Source organism: Mycobacterium sp. WMMD1722, from assembly GCF_049315205.1.
Classification (GTDB): Bacteria; Actinomycetota; Actinomycetes; order Mycobacteriales; family Mycobacteriaceae; genus Mycobacterium.
Map to the genome: position 1 here is coordinate 2810232 of NZ_CP186056.1, position 19115 is coordinate 2829346.

15 protein-coding genes are annotated in these 19115 nt (G+C 66.2%); 8 read left to right on the forward strand and 7 right to left on the reverse strand.

The annotated features are described in order from the left end of the window. Positions 1-2 precede the first annotated feature (2 nt). The gene (locus tag ACN27E_RS13385; RefSeq protein ID WP_422742015.1) at positions 3-1655 is read right to left on the reverse strand and encodes a PucR family transcriptional regulator; all 1653 of its coding nucleotides are present in this window, start codon (positions 1653-1655) and stop codon (positions 3-5) included. 152 nt (positions 1656-1807) lie between these two features. Between ACN27E_RS13385 and npdG the strand changes: the two genes are divergently transcribed. After that, a complete protein-coding gene (gene npdG / locus ACN27E_RS13390; RefSeq protein ID WP_422742016.1) occupies positions 1808-2548 on the forward strand; it encodes an NADPH-dependent F420 reductase in 741 nt (246 codons plus the stop codon). A gap of 2 nt (positions 2549-2550) precedes the next feature. On the opposite strand, the gene ACN27E_RS13395 is transcribed toward npdG, so the two are convergent. Together ACN27E_RS13395 and ACN27E_RS13400 are read right to left on the reverse strand one after the other, a co-directional pair. Then, the gene (locus ACN27E_RS13395; RefSeq protein WP_422742018.1) at positions 2551-3012 is read right to left on the reverse strand and encodes a RidA family protein; all 462 of its coding nucleotides are present in this window, start codon (positions 3010-3012) and stop codon (positions 2551-2553) included. Positions 3013-3196: 184 nt separating this feature from the next. Continuing rightward, positions 3197-4531 carry an MFS transporter gene (locus tag ACN27E_RS13400; RefSeq protein WP_422742020.1) on the reverse strand — a complete coding sequence of 445 codons (1335 nt, stop codon included), beginning with the start codon at positions 4529-4531 and terminating at the stop codon, positions 3197-3199. Between the two features lie 148 nt (positions 4532-4679). Here ACN27E_RS13400 and ACN27E_RS13405 point away from each other — a divergent pair, with 148 nt between their 5' ends. Beyond that, positions 4680-5144 carry a hypothetical protein gene (locus ACN27E_RS13405; protein ID WP_422742022.1) on the forward strand — a complete coding sequence of 155 codons (465 nt, stop codon included), beginning with the start codon at positions 4680-4682 and terminating at the stop codon, positions 5142-5144. Positions 5145-5210: 66 nt separating this feature from the next. Here ACN27E_RS13405 and ACN27E_RS13410 read toward each other — a convergent pair whose 3' ends face one another. After that, positions 5211-5474: a hypothetical protein gene (locus tag ACN27E_RS13410; protein ID WP_422742023.1), complete on the reverse strand. Its 264-nt coding sequence runs from the start codon at positions 5472-5474 to the stop codon at positions 5211-5213. A gap of 466 nt (positions 5475-5940) precedes the next feature. On the opposite strand from ACN27E_RS13410, the gene ACN27E_RS13415 reads away from it, so the two are divergent. Continuing rightward, on the forward strand, positions 5941-6333 hold the full coding sequence (locus tag ACN27E_RS13415; RefSeq protein ID WP_422742024.1) for a DUF6188 family protein: 393 nt from the start codon (positions 5941-5943) through the stop codon (positions 6331-6333). Positions 6334-7245: 912 nt separating this feature from the next. Here ACN27E_RS13415 and ACN27E_RS13420 read toward each other — a convergent pair. The 3 genes from ACN27E_RS13420 to ACN27E_RS13430 form a co-directional block, all read right to left on the reverse strand. Then, positions 7246-7422: a TNT domain-containing protein gene (locus ACN27E_RS13420; protein ID WP_422742025.1), complete on the reverse strand. Its 177-nt coding sequence runs from the start codon at positions 7420-7422 to the stop codon at positions 7246-7248. A 204-nt stretch (positions 7423-7626) separates the two neighbouring features. Further along, positions 7627-7896, reverse strand: a complete 270-nt coding sequence (locus tag ACN27E_RS13425) for a hypothetical protein (RefSeq protein ID WP_422742027.1) — start codon at positions 7894-7896, stop codon at positions 7627-7629. 360 nt (positions 7897-8256) lie between these two features. After that, positions 8257-9411, reverse strand: coding sequence for a hypothetical protein (locus tag ACN27E_RS13430; protein WP_422742029.1), 1155 nt, complete (start codon positions 9409-9411; stop codon positions 8257-8259). An 89-nt stretch (positions 9412-9500) separates the two neighbouring features. On the opposite strand from ACN27E_RS13430, the gene ACN27E_RS13435 reads away from it, so the two are divergent. From ACN27E_RS13435 to ACN27E_RS13455, 5 genes are all read left to right on the forward strand, one after another. Continuing rightward, entirely contained in the window at positions 9501-10526 is a 1026-nt protein-coding gene (locus tag ACN27E_RS13435) for a DUF2293 domain-containing protein (RefSeq protein ID WP_422742030.1), read from the forward strand. A 93-nt stretch (positions 10527-10619) separates the two neighbouring features. Further along, a complete protein-coding gene (locus tag ACN27E_RS13440; RefSeq protein WP_422742032.1) occupies positions 10620-12947 on the forward strand; it encodes an AAA family ATPase in 2328 nt (775 codons plus the stop codon). A 649-nt stretch (positions 12948-13596) separates the two neighbouring features. Further along, positions 13597-15030, forward strand: a complete 1434-nt coding sequence (locus ACN27E_RS13445; RefSeq protein WP_422742034.1) for a DUF3375 domain-containing protein — start codon at positions 13597-13599, stop codon at positions 15028-15030. After that, on the forward strand, positions 15027-15710 hold the full coding sequence (locus tag ACN27E_RS13450; RefSeq protein WP_422742035.1) for a DUF4194 domain-containing protein: 684 nt from the start codon (positions 15027-15029) through the stop codon (positions 15708-15710). The genes ACN27E_RS13445 and ACN27E_RS13450 overlap by 4 nt, the downstream gene beginning before the upstream one ends. Then, entirely contained in the window at positions 15703-19062 is a 3360-nt protein-coding gene (locus ACN27E_RS13455; protein WP_422742036.1) for an ATP-binding protein, read from the forward strand. Before ACN27E_RS13450 ends, ACN27E_RS13455 begins: the two co-directional genes overlap by 8 nt. The last annotated feature ends 53 nt before the right edge of the window (positions 19063-19115 follow it).

Sequence of the window (19115 nt, forward strand, 5' to 3'; positions counted from 1 at the left end):
CCTCACTGGGGACGCTGGGTCAGGATCTTCTGCATCTCGGTGATCTGCAGGGCGATCCCGATCTGGATGGCCAGCGGGGTGCTGGTGCTGAACGGCCCGAGCAGCCGTTCGAGTTTAGCGAGGCGGTAACGCAGCGTGTTGTAGTGGAAGTGCAGATTCCGCGCTGCCTCAGCCATGTTCATGTTGTGGGTGATCAACGTTTCCAGGGTCTGGAACATCTCCGAGCGTTCGGGTTCGCTCATGTTCAGCACCGGACCCAGGGTCTCCTCGGCGAAGGTCACCAGCTCGTCGTTGCCGACCTGAGCCAGGAGCCGAAACAGCCCGAGTTCGCCGTAGGCGGTGACCGCACCGCTGCCCGACACCCGCGGGCCCAGGCGCAACGCGGTACGCGCCTCCTGGTAAGCGGTCGACACGTTGGCCGGCCCGGCATAGGGCCGGCTGACGCCGATCGCGTACTGGCTGTGGGTGAATCGGGCGACCTCGTCCTGCACGGCGTGCGCCACGGCGAGTACGTCCTGGTCCGCGCCGATCACCGCGACGAGTTCGGAACCCAGCCCGGCCGCGGCGGCCATCCGGTCCCGGCTGCGGACCGCCGATGCCCAGAATTCGATTGCGCGGTCGTCGGCCAGGCGCGACCGGCGTTTGGTGGGGCGGGCGTCGTCGGTGGTGCCCTCGCGGCGTCCCACCAGGACCACGATGTCGCGCTCCAGATCCCACCCGAAACCTGAACCCAGCGAGGCGTAGTCGTCGCTGGAGGTGTCGGTGCCGGAGATCAGTTCGAACAGCGCGTTGGAGGAGAAGCGGCGCTCGACGGCTTTGACCGCCAGGTCGCGTGTCACCTCCAGCGCGGCCACGATCGCGGCCTGTCCCACCGCGACCATGCTGAATTCCCCGAAAGGACGCTGTGATTCGACGGCGACGACGAAGCCGTGATGCAGGCGACCCGCGCGGATCTCGCGGGAGGCCCACCGCTTCCCCGTCCCGGGGTGGGTGTGTGAACCGGTCGGCTCCAGACGCAGCACATCGGCTGATTCGAGCAGATCGACGGCGGCCAACAGGGTTTCCTCACCGGCTTGCGCCAACACGGCGCCATGCCGATCGGTGATCGCCACGCACGCGTCACCGAGCAGGACCGACAGACTGCTCGCGAGCTCGTTGAGACCGCCGCCGGACAGCGTGATCGACAAGAAGGAGTGGTGCAGCTCCTGCGCTTTTGCCAGCGCCGACGCCTGCCGGTTGACGATGATGCCGAAGGCCCGGGTGAGGATGTCGTCGAACCGGACGGACTCCGGGATGACCACCAGGGGCAAGCCGATGCTCTCGGCCGCGTCGATCATGCCCGGAGCGAGTCGGGGAAGATAGCGGTCCAGTTTGACGCCGATGCCCGCGATTCCGAGCTGGTGCAGATCGGCCAGCAGCTTGCCCTGAGCGGCGCCGTCGCGGGGTAGCGGATAACCGGTGGCGAGCAGGAATTCGTCCTTGCGGACCCAGCGGCCGATATCCGGCACCGTCATCACGTTCACCGCGCTGATCGCCCGGTTGAGCCCCGCTCCGCCGGCGACCACCTCGGCACCGGCCAGCACCTCGTCGCCGAGCAATTCGCCGAGGGTGAGGATCTCACTCCCGTTCGGCGTCAGGGCATTTGGCGCGTTCATCATCTGCCAATCTAGCGTGATTTGCCAACAATCGGGCGGATAGTTGACAGAAACAGCCATGTGGTGTGGCGACGGCCGTATCTACGGTAGTGGTATTCGGCCGCCCGGTGAGGACGGGCTGAATTCCCCACTTCCCCACAGAGGAGCCCGCCGTGACGCAGAGCCTGAAGTCCCCCGCAGCCGTCGACGGCAGTGCGCGCGAGACGGTGTCCATCCTGGGCGGAACCGGAGCGCTGGGTTTCGGCCTCGCCCTGCGGCTGGGCCGCGCCGGCTATTCGGTGTGTATCGGCTCCCGGGACGCCGAACGCGCCCGGGCGGCCGCCGAAGAGGCCTGTGGAATCGCCGGAATCGACACCATCACCGGTGGGGTGAACCAGGACGCCGTTGGGGTGGCGGACCGTCTGGTGATCGCCGCGGTGCCGTTCGTCAGCCACGTTCCGGTGCTGCGCAGCGTCGCCGAACATTGGCGAGCCGGGCAGGTGTTGCTCGACACCACGGTGCCGCTCGCCACCGCGGTCGGCGGACGCCCCACCCACCTGGTGGAGCCGTGGCACGGGTCGGCGGCCCAGCAGGCCCGGGCGGCGCTCCCGGTCAGCGTCGGTCTGGCGGCCGGGTTGCACACCATCAGCGCAACCGTGTTGCGGGACACCGGCCGTCCGCTCGATCAGGACACGTTGATCTGTGGCGAGAAGGAGGCCAAGGCGGTGGTCACCGAGGCCCTCGACGGCATCGAGGGGCTGCGGGTGGTCGACGCCGGACCGCTGGAGATGAGCCGGCTGCTGGAGGGCCTGACGCCCCTGCTGATCGGGATCAACATCCGCAACAAGACCCATGCCGGTATCCAGGTGACCCATCTGCATACGCATCCGGTACCTGAGGCCGCAACCGCCTGACATCAGGCCACGTCCACGATCAGCTCCACCTCGACGGGGGCGCCCAGCGGCAGTTCCGCGACGCCCACTGCGGAGCGGGCGTGCTGGCCCGCGTCACCGAACACCGAGACCAAGAGGTCGCTGGCGCCGTTGATGACGGTCGGCTGACCGGTGAAACCCGAAGCGGACGAGACGAATCCGACGACCTTCACCACGCGGACGATGGAGTCCAGATCGGCCAGCGAGGCGATCGCAGCCAGCGCGTTGAGCGTACAGATGCGTGCGGCGCTGACCGCGTCGTCGACCGATACCTCGGCGCCCACCTTGCCCTGATACGCCAGGGAGCCCGAGACCAGCGGCAGCTGCCCGGACGTATAGATGAGATTGCCCGTCCGCATGGCCGGGACGTAGCTGGCGACGGGTACGGCGAGCGCCGGTAGCTCTAGCCCGATCTCGTTGAGCCTCTGCACGGTCCGGTCGGCCATCGTCGTCCTCTCTCGGTGGGAGTCGTTCACCCCTCATGCTTCCCTCGAACCGGTCGGCCGGTCCAGTAGCCAGTTCTGCGGGATGCTGGGCAGTAACAGTGATCAATGCTGTTGCGGCGCAATCATTCGGAAACGCCGAAACCGCCGGACTGGATGTACCAGTCCGGCGGCCTCGGCAGATCGCCTAGGACAGGCCCTGCTGCGCCGGTGTCTTGACCGCCGGCGTCACCTCCTGCGGATCTTTGGGCGCGGCATGCTTGGCCGGCTCGTCGTGTGCGGTGAGGAAGATGGTGGCGATCACCGAAAGTACTGCCGCCACACCGATGTACACGCCGAAGGTGACCACGGTTCCGGTCGAGGCGATGAGCGCGGCGGCGGCCAGCGGGGTCAGCCCACTGCCGAAGATGGAACCGAGCTGGTAGCCCATCGAGATTCCCGAGTAGCCGACGCGGGTGTCGTAGATGCTGGCGAAGAACGCCGCCATGGTGCCGTAGGTCGCGGCGTAGGGGATGAAGATCAGCAGGTAGCCCAGCAGAGCCAGGCCGAAGCTGCCGGTGTCGAGCAGCATGACCCAGGGGATGCCCATCAAGCCCATGCCGACGTTGCCGATGAGGAAGACCTTCTTGATGCCGACCTGGTCGCCGAGGTGCGCGAAGGTCGGGATGAGAATGAGCACGACGATCTGGCAGAGCAGGATCAGCAGCAGCATCTGGCTGTAGCTGAAGTCCAGGGTGTTGGTGCCGTAGCTGAGGCTGTAGACCGCGGCGCCGTAGATGACGACACCGTGCACGAGGTAGGCGCCGGCCATCAGGATGACCTGCTTGCGGTACTTACGCAGCACGCTGACCAGCGGGCTGGTGACGGTCTTGTCGCTCTTCTCAATCTTCTTGAACTCCGGGCTCTCCTCGACCCGCAGCCGGATGACGAGTCCGACGACCACCAGCAGGAAGCTGCCGAGGAACGGGATGCGCCAACCCCAGGCGAGAAGGTCGTCCTGGGACATGACGGCGGTCGTGATGAGGAAGACGCCATTGGCGATGATCTGGCCGGCCGGTGAGCCTGCCTGAACCCAGCTGCCGTAGAGCCCGCGCCGGTGTTTGGGAGCGTGTTCGACGGTCATGAGGACCGCGCCGCCGTATTCGCCGCCGACGGAGAGCCCTTGAATGAACCGCAACGCCACCAGGAGTAGTGGTGCGGCGACGCCGATCGAGGCGTAGGTCGGCAGCAGGCCGATGGCTCCGGTGGCGCAGCCCATGACGATGAGCGTCATGACCAGCATGGGACGGCGGCCGACTTTGTCGCCGAAGTGGCCGACGATGAGCCCGCCGAGCGGCCTGGCGACGAACGCGACGCCGAAGGTGGCGAAGGAGAGCAGGGTGCCGACCAGGGGGTCCTGGGCGGGGAAGAAGACGTGCCGGAAGATCAGAGCGCTGGCGGTGCCGTAGATGAAGAAGTCGTACCACTCGATGGTGGTGCCGACGAAGCTGCCGAGCGTTGCCTTCTTTGCGGGCGTGAGCATCCGGAACCTTTCTGTCCCTGGAACCTGTGAAGTACCTGCGGATTAGGTGTGAGGCACATCACGCTAAGGGCGCCACCTAGGGAAGCACACGTGTCAGGCAGACAAGCTCGGCGGGCGATCTTTGGCAGACGATGCCAAGGAGTGTGATGTGGGTCATGAGCCCGCTTGCTTGCCCGCGGACGAGGCGGCGCAGGTGTGCGGAGAGAGCGAGTTTGCTGTGGGGCTGAGGGCTTCAGGTGTGGAGTGGCACGGCGGCCGTCTGGCCGACGCGTTTGCCGCTGCGCGCGGCTGCCGAATTGGTGTCGGGGCGTCGCCGACGGCGCCCCACGGGAACTATTGGACGAGAGCGGACGAGGAGCGGGTGGATAGCGGCTTCGGCTTCTTGGATGCCGATCAGGCCGAACTGCTCAGCGCAATATTCACCCGCCGCTGCTCAGATCTCATTGAGCGTATTCGGCAGTCGGACAACATCTCCCGTTCGAATGCCGACGCTGTCATGTCGGTACTCGGCGAGGAGCTCGTTGACAACCTGAACGTCGACCGGGGACCGACCGAGTATGGACGTTCGGTCGATGCAGTCCTCGCCGTCGACCTCGGCGGGAAGCTCAGCTGATCGTCGTGCTCGCATCACTCTTCGCGGTAGATGGCGATTCGAAGGTCGGCTTGGGCGGTGGCCGTGCTAGTGCGGGATCCCTCGGTCAGTGCCTGGCTTCATGAACAATCGAGCATCTTGCTCTTTCCGGCGGCAGGATTCGGCGAACTCGGCCGCTCTCGCCGGATCCTCTCGAAACGCCTGATACTCGTCATCGGAGAGCTTGTAGTACTCCAAGTGGTCGACCAGGCGATTACTCATGGGGATTGCGAGGTAGTGCACCTGAGAATCACGCTCTATGCCGAGCGAGAACCGGTTTTCCCTCGACACAGATACTTTCTCGAAATTCATGAACTCATCCTCCGGCCAAATCTGATCCCAAGGTCGTCCGGCGGTACCTTGCCGCCGTCAATTACGGCTTCAGGCATCCCCGTCGGCAAGAACTCACCGGGAATCCACTGGTCGTTGGTACCAGCCTCATTGCCGGACGGTATCCGAATGTCGAACTCCCGAGGGTTCGGCACATCGACTCGTACCTGGCGGACTGATCTTTCCGTGAACCACCCAGTCGATTGGCTCAGTCGGACGGAAGCCGATACACCGACGCAACCGGCGAAGCGGATCTCGGAAACCTCGACACCCTTGAGTTCAACGTCAATGCCTATGTCGCGGAGGGCGATTGGGGCATAGCGAGAGTGATAGGAGCCGAGCCGCGGTTTGAGCTGGACAGCTGAGCAATTCGGTGCGGGTGGTCGGATGATCGGGGGTTGGCCGTGACTACTCTGGGCATCCATGGAATGGACGTCGGATCGGTAGCGTGCGATTACACCGGCAGGCTGCAGCTGGCGGCTGGCCACGTCATTGTCATCGAGTCACCGTTAACCCTCGAGGTGGCTACCCAGACCACCACACTCTCGGCCGAGGACAATCCGGAAGGCGCCCTTCATCTTCTGGGCCGCTGGCGGGGCAAACAGTCCCCTCTGCAATTGCAAGCGCCGACGGTGGACTCCGTGTGGCCTTCACCAGCGGCGCGGTCCTGTCGTTAGAGCCCGACCCGGCCTACGAGGCCTCGAGCGTAGCCGACCCAGACGGCGCTTTGGTGGTCAGTACGCCCGGCGGGAAGTTGGCGGTCTGGAGTGCGGTGAAAGGCGACGCCGCCCACCGCAGTGCGCCGCCTAGTCACCCCGAGCCAGCTGAATCTGATTCTTGATCTCCCGGTAGGCGTGGACGCGTGCTATGACGTTGTCAGCCGCAGAGTCCGTCGGCGTGGCGGTTCGGGGAAGTCAAACCTGCCGCCATCCGCAGGCATGAGCCATTAGCTTCCCGTTTGATGGCAACTGCCCGATTCGTTACAGCAGTCCTCAGCGTCAGTGGTTCCCGACTATTGCGCCTGCCCGTCGATCTTTGTGGCGGTGTCCGGTGCGTGTCGTTGATGGAAGACGGCGAACGAATCCTTCGGAGTCCTGCGGCCAGAGTCCCACGCAGCGAGTGCCTCTTCGAGGCTCACATAGGGGGCGAAAAACAGTACAGATAGATCCGGTCCGACGAGAACTGTTCCGACACCCCGTATGTCGCTTGATACACGAATAATCCCATCACGTACATCGTACGCGCGGCTGGCCGCCAATCCCGGATCCAGGTTCAGACACTCGGCTGCTACGGCGATCTGGTCTACATTCACTTTGGCACCCCCATACTTCAGACAGCAATGAATAGGCCATATTTGGTGGCCAACGTGCGATCAAACCTGATCCTGGACGAGCGAAGTGAGATGACCTGCGCGCACAAGCAGACCCGACGGCGGTGCCGTTCGGTAGGGCTCAGGTCAGCCCCGACGAGGCCCGATGGCACCGGCGGCTAGCTGCGTGTAAGTCAATCTTCCAAGGAGCTGATAGCAAGCATCAGCCTCTGTACCCAGACGGACCAGATCAATCTTATTGCCGCGTTCCATCCAGAAAACTCCCCAAGCGCCATCCGATGCCTGAACGTCGCAGAAGCTATTCTCGGCCGTACCGCCGAGTGAGATAACACGTGAAGGAATGCCTATGCGCTCTAGGGCTTTTGCGAGTTCCGTCAAATTCATCTTCAGTTAACTCACCCTCTCGGATGTGGCCAGCGAGCATCAAGTCGACGATCGAGAGGGCAGGTAGTACTGGATGCCGCCAGGCTGCCCCATCGCTGGCGCGATTCGACCTTCCCACACGGGCAGTTCCCTGATCACTTCGTAGCGGTGGTAGCCGTCGTCAAGACTGCGGAACGGGAGGCCTCGCTCCAGAAAGAGCGTGCCCTCGGGCGACACGAATCGCCCAACCCAGGCCCGAATCGGTCGAATGTCGACCCAGCGCTACCACCCGTTCGTGTAGAGCGACCCGCAGATGAAATCCTGCCACACACCCGTAAACCAAATTCAGACGCGGGACACGACTCGCTCGTGTGACGTCTTTGCAATACGCGCCAGGGCCCCGGCTTGACCTGCGCAGCGGCAGTAGTGGCGGACTCAACCTCAGATAGGGGTTCCGCGCCGTTCCTCTGGCCCATAGATCAGTTGGTCGTCGTGCTCACGTCGACGGCATTCCGCAACGAAGCCGAGCGCAGAATTCAAATCTGACGAGAATTGCCTATACTGCTCAGCAGTAAGGCGATATTGCTCGTCGTAGTCCACAATTCCATTGCTAACTGGGAAAGCGAGGTAGTATCCGCCGGTCTTCATGTCATTACCGATGGAGAAACGGTGTTGGGCGGAGAAATGTGTTTCAGCGTAACGATTCTTCATCCTCACTTCTCCCAGTCATCGATGTCGGACACAGAGTAGCCATCCGGCGGGCGCCGTCCGTCGATGACTGCCTCGGGCAGTCCGTCCGGAAGCAGCCCGCCAGGAATCCACGGATCGTGCGGATCGACGTTTCGCGATCCCGACAACTATGTTCCATCGCTCGCGGCTCCCTGCTGGTGGACTGCAGTGGAGCGCGTCCGGGTGAACGGGTCGCTGGCGCCTGCGGATTGCTTCCCGAAACGCGGTGCAGCAGAAGAGGATCGGACCGGAGAAGGACATTCCGAACCTGTGGACGCCGGTAATCGTGAAGTATGCGACGGATCTGGAGTTGTTGGGGCTTCCGTAGGCCAGGCACACCGATCACCAGTCGGAGTCGACGAGTTCCTCGTGCTCGCGCAGCGCGGCCCGCTGATAACTCAGGCGCAGTTCGTCGATGACGTCGAGGGCCCTCGTGGTCAATTCTTCGCGAACTCCGGCGCGGGCATGTACGAACGGGATGAAAGCCTTCAGTAGATCGGGCACCTCGAGAATGCTTTCCCACCGTGGTCCGTACTCGCTGATGGAAGGTCGGCACAGCAGGCTCCGCAGTCGATCAGCACTCCAGCGCAACGGGTCTCCAGTGCCGCGGTCGGCGCAGTCCGCCAGTAGTTCGCGGCCGTCCAGGTTGTCGAACGGTGCGCCGGCCGGGGTGGTGAAGAACTCGTCGGTCACCTCTTCCCGCAGCAGCAACTCCGCGTCTGTGGGTTGTGGTCGTCGTCCGCACTCGGGGAGGTGGCGAGTCAGCGCACGCACCAGCGGCCGGCAGGCCGGCCACAGGGCCGTCGGACGTATCGGCAGCAGGTCGCTATGCTTCAGCCCATGGTCGAGGCAGGCGCGCGCGTCGGCGAGGGTGAGCAGCTGCACGGTGTAGTCGAGTTCGCCGAGTCGCTTCTTCGCGCCGGCGAGTACCTCGTCGACCGCGGTACACGTGAAAGCTACGTCGACGATCTCGGTTACGTCGTCGTGGACGAGGAGCACCTCGCAGGTGAGGTCCCAGGTGCCGATGCGACAGCCGAGGTACAGGTATTCGTAGTCGCCGAGGACATGGATCATCCGCGCCGCGGTATGGACGTGCACGTCGGTCAGATCCGCGGCGAGGTCCGACAGCGTGTCACGTCGGGCGGCGAGCTCACGGCGGCAGACGTCGCGCAGCTGCGCGTCGTCGACCAGGAACGCCAGTGCCGCCAGCATCGCGTCAGCGCCGGGGTTGGATGCACCCGCCACGAGGTTGGAGACGAGACGCGGAATGTCCGCCGACTCATGGGGTTCGGCGTCGAGCACCCATCGGTGGGGCGTGGCGCGCTCCACCTCCTTGCTGGAGAAGGCGAGGAGCCCCAGCGGATGACTCGAGAGCACCCGCTCAAAGACGTCCTCCTCAGTCGGCTCCGCGCCGGCGGATCGTGTCTCGAGCCGCTTCCTGCGTCGGGCCTCACGCCTGGCCCGCTTGGCTTTGCGTCGCATGCGTCCATCGCTCATGGCTGAGACGGTATGGGCGGGGTCTGACAGACGAGCGCGCGATCGAACGGGGCAGAATTGTCGGGCCGCCGACTTACGCTGGCGATGTCATGGCACGTCTGGAAACCCGCGTCGCACGAGTCGCCGAGGCCGCGCTAGCCGATCGACAATTCGTCACGCCGATCGACGTGTTGATCGGCCTGGGATGGCTCACGCAAGCCCACGTCGATCGGTGGCTCGACGGACGTGTCGCCGCGCTTGGGCTGTGCATCTCGGTGGACGCCGACAAGACGGCCGCCGCTCTGGTGGCGCTGTCGGCGTGGGCGCAGGACCGCGGGCTCCGGGCGTGGGACACCGACTACGGCGACCGCACGTTCACCACCGACGGTGACACCGATGCCGAGCGCATCTTCCGCACCCGGTGGGCCGGGAGTGAGCAACCCGCCCCCGCCCTGCCGCGGCGCCATGCCCGAGGGCTCACCGTCGAAGCGGCCGAGTACGCATGGACGTGTAATTCCTGCGGTGGCGAGGGTGACCTGCTCCTCAAGACGAGAACCGGCGTCGTCTGCCTGGATTGCGCCGATCTGGGCCATCTGGTGTTCCTGCCCTCCGGTGATGCGGCGCTGACCCGCCGGGCCACGAAGGGGAGCCGACTGTCGGCCGTGGTGGTCCAGTGGAGAAGGCGCCGCAATCGCTATGAGCAACAGGGCATTCTGGCGGAAGCCGACGCGATCGAGGCGGCCGCGCGACAGTGTCTGGCGGATGCCGATGCCCGGGCCCTGCGCCGGCAGCGCGACGCGCAGCGCCGGGAAGTGATCGACGAGAAGTTCCGCGGCGACTTCGCCGAAGCCATCCGGGAGCACTTCCCGGGCTGCCCGCCGGCGCGCGCCGATGCCATCGCATATCACGCGGCGCTGCGCGGCAGCGGGCGGATCGGGCGGAGCGCCGCCGGTCGAGCGCTGAATCCCGACTCGATCCGGCTTGCGGTCGCCGCCTCGGTGCGCCACGTCGACACCAACTACGACGACCTGCTGATGGCGGGGGTCGACCGCGACGACGCGCGGCACCGGGTACATGAGCGGGTCGAGAGGATCCTCGCGGCGTGGCGCGACGGGGTGAATGCGCTCGACGGATGAGATCGCACGCGATGAGACATCATCGCGCACAGACGTCCCACATCACTGGTGCACCGATCGGGTAGTTTGAACTACGCGCGCTACAGTTCGGCCATGGCCGGCATCGTCCTCACCGACGAGTTCCGCCTCGCGCTGGACCTACTGGCCGGCGGCCGCCACCTGTTCCTGACCGGTAAGGCAGGCACCGGTAAGTCCACGCTGATCCGACGGTTCATGGCCGATACCGACCGCAACGTCGTGGTCGTCGCCCCCACCGGCATCGCCGCGCTCAACGTCGACGGTTACACCATCCATCGCCTGTTCGGCTTCCGCACCACCACGACGCTGGACGACATCCGCTCGGGCGCCTACCGCCCGGGACGCTTCACCAAGACGCTGGCGTCGCTGCAGACGCTGATCACCGACGAGGCGTCGATGATCCGGGCCGACGTGTTCGACATGATGGCGGCCGCACTGGAGCGCTTCGGACCTGTGCCCGGCGCCCAGTTCGGCGGCGTGCAGATCGTCCTCGTCGGTGACCTTTACCAGCTGCCGCCGGTGGTGAGCGAACACGAAGCCAGCTTCTTCACGTCGACCTACGAGACGCCATACTTCTTCTCCGCCCGCAGCTTTCACCGCGACGACTTTCCCACCGTCTCGCTGACGACGGTGTTCCGCCAGCTCGGTGACGACCGGATGACTGCCATTCTCAACGAGATTCGCGAGGGCGTGCTGGTCGGCCACGCCCAGGAGCAGCTCAACGCCCGCGCCGATGCCGACTTCGTTCCGCCCGAGGACGAGTTCTGGCTGACCCTGGCGCCGACCAATCGGCTCGTCACCGCCCGTAACCGCCAGCAGCTCGAGCGGCTACCCGGCGACGAGATGATCCACCAGGCCCGTGCATCTGGTGATCTGTCGTTGTTCGACCCGCCCGTCGAGGAGACGCTGCGCTTCAAGGTGGGCGCGCAGGTGATGATGCTGAACAACGACCAGGGCGACCGCTGGGTCAACGGCAGCATCGGACGTGTCGTCGGGGTGGGTTACGACCGCTACGGCGCCGTGGTGGAGGTGGAGTTTCCCGACGGGTCGGTCGCCGAGGTGACGCCCTACACGTGGGAGGCGACCCGCCCGGTGGTGTCCGGGTCGTCGCTGAGTCGTGAGGTGATCGGCTCCTACACGCAGCTGCCGTTCAAGCTGGCGTGGGCGATCACGATCCACAAGAGCCAGGGGCAGACGCTCGACCGGGTGATCGTCGACCTCACCGGCGGTATGTTCTCCACCGGTCAGCTCTACGTCGCGTTGAGCCGCTGCACGTCGCTGGCCGGCCTGGTGCTCAAACGTCCTGTGCTGCTGAAGGATTTGAAGACCGACCGGCGCATCGCGCGGTTCCTTCGTGTTGCCAGCGGGCCCGGCGCGCCGCGGTACTGCGCGATCGGGATGCTGACCGTCGGCGACGAGGGACGGATGTCGCGACCCCGGCCGGTGGAACTGGCGGTGGCGTTCGACGACGGTACGGCGGTGTCGACGCTGATCAACCCACAGCGCGACCTCGCCGATGCGCGGACGGCGCACGGCATCAACGTCTCTGACGTGCTGCTGGCGCCGACGCTGCGCGAGGCGTGGGCGGTGATCACCCCGATGCTGGCCGGGTGCACGCCGGTCGGCCGCGATGTCGACGAGCAGCTCGACCTCATCGACTTCGAGCTTAAGCGTCTGGGTTTCGTGACGGCGATGCCACTGGGTGTCGAGCTGCGGCGCGCGCGGATATCGGGGCGCACGGCGTTGGAGCGGGCGCGGTCGGCCCTGGCGGCGCACGGCGGGATGCCCGCTGAGGACGGGTCGTCGCCGTTCGAGGAGCCTGATTCGGTGGAGACGTCGGGGCTTTTGGTCAGTCGCGATCCGGAAGCGCCCACGCCGGTGGCCGATCACCTGCCGGGGTTGTCGGCGCTGCTGCGGGTCAGCCGCGACGTCGGGGCGGTGCTACTCGGTGGGTCGTCACCGCGGAACCTCGACGCCCCGGCGGATGGCGCGGCACGGCGATCGGTGGCCGACCAGCTGCAGGCCGCGGCGGCACGGGTGCAACTGCCGAAAGAAGTGGCGACACGGCTGGAGGAGGCGGCGCGGCTGTTGGGCGCGGAGATCGACACGGCCGGGTTGTGCGGCGGCGGTGACGACATCGCGGCGGCGCTCACCCCGGGGACGCGGATCTGCTTCACCGGTACGGCGCAGGACGGTTCGGGGCGGATCGTGGAGCGGTCGGAGATGGAGCGGCTGGCCGAGGGGGCGGGGCTGACGACGGTCAAGACGGTGTCGAAGACGCGCTGCGATGTGCTGGTGGCCGCGGAGGTGGGGACGCAGTCGGGCAAGGCGCGCAAGGCGATGGAGTATGGCAAGCCGGTGTTCTGCGCTGACGATTTCTTCGCCTGGTTGGCGTCACGCTGACGTGAGTTCCATTTCTGCAAGTTTCTACGTTGTGACGTCCACGCTGAAGCAGCAGTGCTATCACAGGGGAGTCCGCGGCATGCGTCCGCGGCTCCGTCATTCAGGCAGGAGAAGGCATGGCACTGATCCGCGAGATGCGTGAGGTGAGTTCGGCAAGAAGCGGGCTGCATAAGCCTGTTGCCTGCGGATGGCGGGCATTCGACATTGACGGACAGCGTGTCCTCCAGCTCGACACCTACGGATCGACTGATCGTCAGATTCCCGACAAAGTATCCCAATCGATACAACTCGACCGGGCTGCTGCAAGAGATCTACTCCGTGTACTTCGCGAGACGTTCCCTGGGCTTTGAGAGAGCTCGAGACTTCGCCGCTGAAGTGCCACTGCCCACACAACGCAAAGGCGCTTGGCGCGATGTACGACATGGCCACTGGGCTTGACGGTCGGGCCGCCCGAAGTACTTAAGCTTCGAGACGACCGCGTAACGCACTTGAAGGTGCTCGCGCCTTGCGAAGCCCGTGTTACCGAAGTTACCGGTGTGACCAGCGAGAAGTCCACGGAGTTCTGCGGCCGACACTACGCGCGGCGACATTGGTGATGTCCGGGTCGTCCTCTAGGTTGGGTCGTCCAGGTGATGGCTGAAAGGACACGGTGAACACGACTACGAGCGCTGACCTCCTCGCCCTCAACCGCGACCTCCAGCACTCCCGCGCCATCCGCCTGCTGGCCACCACCAACCTCAGCCTCTACGCCACCTTGATGGAGCGCCACCTCAGCGAGGGCCAGGTCCCCGAGACCGAGCTCGTCGTCCGCCTCGAACGTGACCTCGCCGATCTCGGCGACCCCCAGCCCGGCCTGCAGATGATCAAGTCCTGGGCCGCCCAGGGCTGGGTGCACCGCATCGTCGACGAAAGCCACGAGCACAACGTCTGCTACCTCACCCAGGACGCCCGCCGCGCCTTGGACTTCCTGCGCGGCATGCGCCGCCAGGACACCATCGCCACCGGCGGCTCCATCACCGGCATCGCCGCCCGGCTCAAGACCGTGACCGCGAAAGTCGACACCAACCCCGCCCGCATCCGCAATCACATCGAGGCCGAGATCGCCGCCCTGCACGCCGAACTCGACGCCCTCGACGCCGGCGAGCGCCCCGCACCCGACGTCACCGACTGCTACGACGAGGCCAACGCCATCGCCCTGCAGATGGAACGCCTCATCACCGACATCGGCCAGTACGGCACCATGATCGAGCAGGCCACCGCCGCCCTCGACGAACCCATCGACTCCAACACCGCCTACCGCGACCGCCAGCGCCAGATGTACGCCGACTACCAGGCCGCGTGGGACTCCCAGGGCCGCGACTCCCACCGCGCCTTCCTGCGCATGATCAACGACCCCGACCAGCGCGCCGAGTTCGAGGCCGACGTCGCCGCCGTCGCCGACGCCCTGCCCGCCCTGGACCCCGCCCTGCGCAAGGTCATGGCCGGCTTCTTCGAACTCGTCGGCCACCAGATCGACGAGGTCGAACGCATCCAGCAGCGCTGCGCCCAACGTGTCAAACGCTTCACCGCCTTCGGCACCATGGAGCAGAGCCGCGGCGTCGCCCGCCAGCTCAACGAGGCCATCGGCGCCGCCCGCGCCCTGCTCAAGACCAGCCTCATCGACTCCCGCCTTGACCTCGACGTCCCCCTGGCCCGCCACGCCATCAGCTCCGTCGGCGCCCTGAGCTTCAAGATCGGCGACCTGTCCACCCCGAAGCCCGCCACCGCCGCCGAGAGCACCGTCGACCTGACAAGCTTCGCCGCGCTCACCACCCAGGTCGACGCCCCCGCCATGTCCGACATGCTCAACCAAGCCCTGACCGCCGGCCCCGTCTCGCTGCCCGACGCCGTGGCTATGCTCGACACCGCCTACCTCGGCCACGTCATCGTCCTGTGGTCCTGGGCCCTCAAACAGCCCCTGGCCGACGCTGCCGAGGAGACCACCGTCCGCTTCAAATCCCTCGACGGCCGCGACCGGGAGATGGCCGTCCCCCGCCTGATGTTCACCGAACCGATCACCACCCTCGCCGGAGCTTCCTCGTGACCACTGACAGCGACATCGACTTCTCGTCGCTCCCCCAGGTCGACCAGTCCGCCCGCCCGCCCGTGGCCCGGCGGCCCCGATTCGACGGCGACGTCTCCGAACTCCCCGACCGCGCCTGCTGGGCCCTGCAGCACCTGCTCACCCGCCGCTACGTCAGCGCCGAAGCCGACGCCGACGTCTACAGCTGGGTCCTCGAGTACCGCAAGGAACTGTCGGTCCGGCTGTCGGAGCTAGACCTGCTGCTGCGCGTCGTCGACGGGACCGACGTCGCGTTCGTCGAACAGGCCCGCTACGAATCCGCCAAGGGCATGAAGCTGCTGCGCCGCGAACCGCTCGGGACCTACGACTCCATCCTCGCCCTGCACCTCGCCCAGATGATGCGTGCCTCCGGCGGCACCGCCGTGCTGATCAGCCGCGAGGAGATGCACGGATTGTTCTCCGGCGTCCTCAACGACACCGACCGCGACAACGTCGCGTTCGCCGCTCGCATCGACGGCGCCATCGCCCGCCTGGCCGGCCTGGAGATCCTGCGCAAGAGCCGCGACGACGAGGACAGCTACCTCATCTCCCCCGTCATCACCGCCGTCATGACCGCCTCGGTCATCACCGAGTTGCAGCAGCAGTTCGAACAACTGCTCAACGGCGGCGCACCCGTCGAAGCGGAGCCCGAAGATGACTGAGCAGTTCCACCTGTCCCGGCTGCAGGTCATCAACTGGGGCGTCTTCGACGGCTACCACTCCATCCCGTTCAGCCCGGGCGGCGCGCTCATCGCCGGCGCCTCAGGCAGCGGCAAATCCTCACTGTTGGACGCGATTTCGCTCGGCTTCCTGCCGTTCAACCGCCGAAACTTCAATGCCTCCGGCGACAACACCGCCGCAGGCTCCAGCGCCGGACGCCGCACCGTCGACAAGTACGTCCGCGGCGCCTGGGGCCAACGCAGCGACGGCGGCACCAGCCGCGTCATGTACCTGCGCGGTGACGGCACCGCCTGGTCGGCCGTCGCCGTCACGTACACCAGCACCGCCGGGCGCACCGTCACCGGGCTGGTCCTCAAATGGCTGACCGGTGAATCCCGCAACGATTCCTCGAGCCGCTTCGTCCTCGGCGACGGCGACCTCGACATCGAGGACGTCTGCAACCGCTGGGCCGCCGGACGCTTCGACGCCGGCGTGTTCAAAGAGCAGTGGCGCTTCACCACCAAGGTCGAATCGCAGTATCTGGCCCAGCTGTACGCCACCATCGGCATCCGCGCCTCTGACGCCGCCCAGCAGTTGCTCGGTAAGGCCAAGTCACTGAAAAGCGTTGGCGGGCTGGAGCAGTTCGTCCGCGAGTTCATGCTCGACGAACCCGACAGCCTAGCCCGGCTGCCCGAGGCGCTCAAGCAGATCGACCCGCTCGTCGAGGCCCGTGAACTGCTGGCCGTTGCGCAGAAGAAACGCAAGATCCTCGGTGACATCGAGAAGATCCAGCACCGCTACGCCTCGGAGTCCTCCGATCTTGGCATCATCGACCTGGTCGATGCGCCGATGGTGCGGGCGTTCACCGACCACGTGCGCCTCGCGCAGACCCCCGGGCAGATCGCCACGCTCGACAGCACCATCGACCAGCTCGAGAACGAGTACGAGGACGTCACCCGGTCACTCAATCTGGCCAAGGCCGAAGCGGATTCACTCAACGCGCAGATCAGCGGGTCGAGTGCGAACCTGGCGCCGCTGCAGTCCCAGGTCACCGCCGCCGAAGCCGAGGCGGAACAGGTCGAGCGCCGCCGCGCCGCCTACGAGGACCTGCTGCGTGCCCAGGACATCGATCTCCCCGACAGCGCCGAGGAGTTCTGGAACCTGCGCGAAGACCTGCTCGCCCAAGCCACCGAGCTGCTGGCCAAGGTGGAGCGCCACCGCGAGGCGTCCACCGACGCGGAGTACGCGCAGAAGTCGGCCCGCATCGCCCGCGACGAGGCCACCAAGGAGCTCAAGCGCGTCGAGCACGTCGGCTCCGCGCTGCCCGAATTCGCCTTGGCGATGCGCGATCACATCTGCGCCGAGCTGGGCATCTCCCCGATGGAGCTGCCGTACATCGCCGAGCTGATGGACCTCAATCCCGACCAGTCCCGCTGGCGGCTCGCGGTGGAGAAGGTGCTGCGCGGCGCCGGTCTGCGCCTGCTGGTGCCCGACGCCTACTGGGACAAGGTGCTGCGGCTGGTCAACACCACCGACATGCGGGGACGGCTGCAGCTGCACCATGTGCGGTCGAAGATGCTGGGCGCGGTACCCGTCGAGCCCGAGCCGAACACGTTGGCGGGCAAGCTGTTCGCTGTCGACCCCAAGCATCCGTGTGCGGCGGAGGCGGTCGACGTCATCACCTCCGCCGGTGACCACGTGTGCGTCGACACCCCCGACGTGTTCGCCCGGTTCCGTCGGGCGGTCACCGACACCGGGCTCTACAAGGACTCCGACCGTCTCGCGGTCAAGGACGACCGTCGCGCCGTCCGGCAGTCCGAATACCTCTATCAGGGGGACGTGTCGGCGAAGATCAACGCGCTGACCCTGGAGCTGGCCAGCGCCGAGGAGGCGTTCCAGCAGGCCCGACGCATCGCCGACGACATCGCCGCGCAGCGCCAGCAGTGGCGCGACCGCGCCGCGGCCTGCCGGGCGATCTGCGAGCAGTATCCGCAGTGGAGCCAGATCGACACGGAGACCGCCGACGGGCACGCCGAGCGGCTGCGCGAACAGTACGAGCTGCTGCTCGCCGACAACCCGGACATCGAGGCGCTCAACGCCCGCGCCGACGAATGCTGGTCGGAGATCCAGAAATTCATGACCCGACGCGGCGCGATCCAGACCCGCCGCGACGGTCTCGACGAGCGCCGCACCCGGCTGCTCGACCTGCAGGACCGGTTGCAGCCGGCGTTCGTATCCGAACCGCTGACCGAGCTGCTGCAGCGCTATGCCGCCGCGCTGCCGGTCAGCCTGGAACTGCTGGACCCGGAGCCGCACCGCGATGCGCTGTTCGCCGCGATCAAGAAGGAGCGCGAGCAGCTGCGGGAGAGCCGGCGCCGCTCCTACGACGAGTTGGCGCGCATCCTCAATACGTTCGACACGGCGTTCCCCGACGCGATCCCCAACGACAGCGACGTGTTCGACGAGCGGGTGCACGACTATGTCGCGCTGTGCCGGCACATCGACGAGCGCGAGCTGCCCGAGGCGTACGAGCGGATGATGCGGCTGGTGACCGAGCAGGCGCCGGATGCGATCCTGACGCTGCACCGGGTCGCCGAGCAGGAGACGCGCCGCATCGCCGACCAAATCACCCGGGTCAACACGGGTTTGGGGTCAGTGGAGTTCAACCGCGGCACCCGGCTGACGCTGCGAGCGACGCCGCGGCACATGCCCGCCGTGGCGGAGCTGACCGAGATCGTGCGGTCGATCTCGCGGCGCATCGCCGAGGTGGGGCTGGGCGACAAGCAGGCGATCCTCGATCAGTACGCCGACATTCTGCGGCTGCGCAATCGGCTGGCGTCGACGGCGCCGGAGGACAAGGCGTGGACGCGCGACGCGTTGGATGTGCGGAACCGGTTCACGTTCGACTGTGCGGAGTGGGATGTCGCCAGTGAGGAGCTGATCCGCACGCACAGCAATGCGGGCGACAACTCCGGCGGGGAGCAGGAGAAGCTGATGGCGTTCTGCCTCGCCGGCGCTTTGAGCTTCAACCTGGCCAGCCCGGACAGCTCCGACAACACTCCGGTGTTCGCGCAGCTGATGCTCGACGAGGCGTTCTCGAAGTCCGATCCGCAGTTCGCGCAGCAGGCGCTGTCGGCGTTCCGCAAGTTCGGCTTCCAGTTGGTGATCGTGGCGACGGTGCAGAACGCCACCACCATTCAGCCTTACATCGACAGCGTTGTGATGGTGTCGAAGACCGAGGCGACGGGCCGCAATGCACGTCCGGTGGCGACGGTGGCCACACGGACGATCTCGGAGTTCACCTCGCTGCGCCAGGAGATGCGGGCCAACGCGAAGGTGCCGGCCGGGGTGTGATCTCGCTAGTCCGCGCTGACAAGACGCCCGGACCAAAACTGGTGTCGATGTCG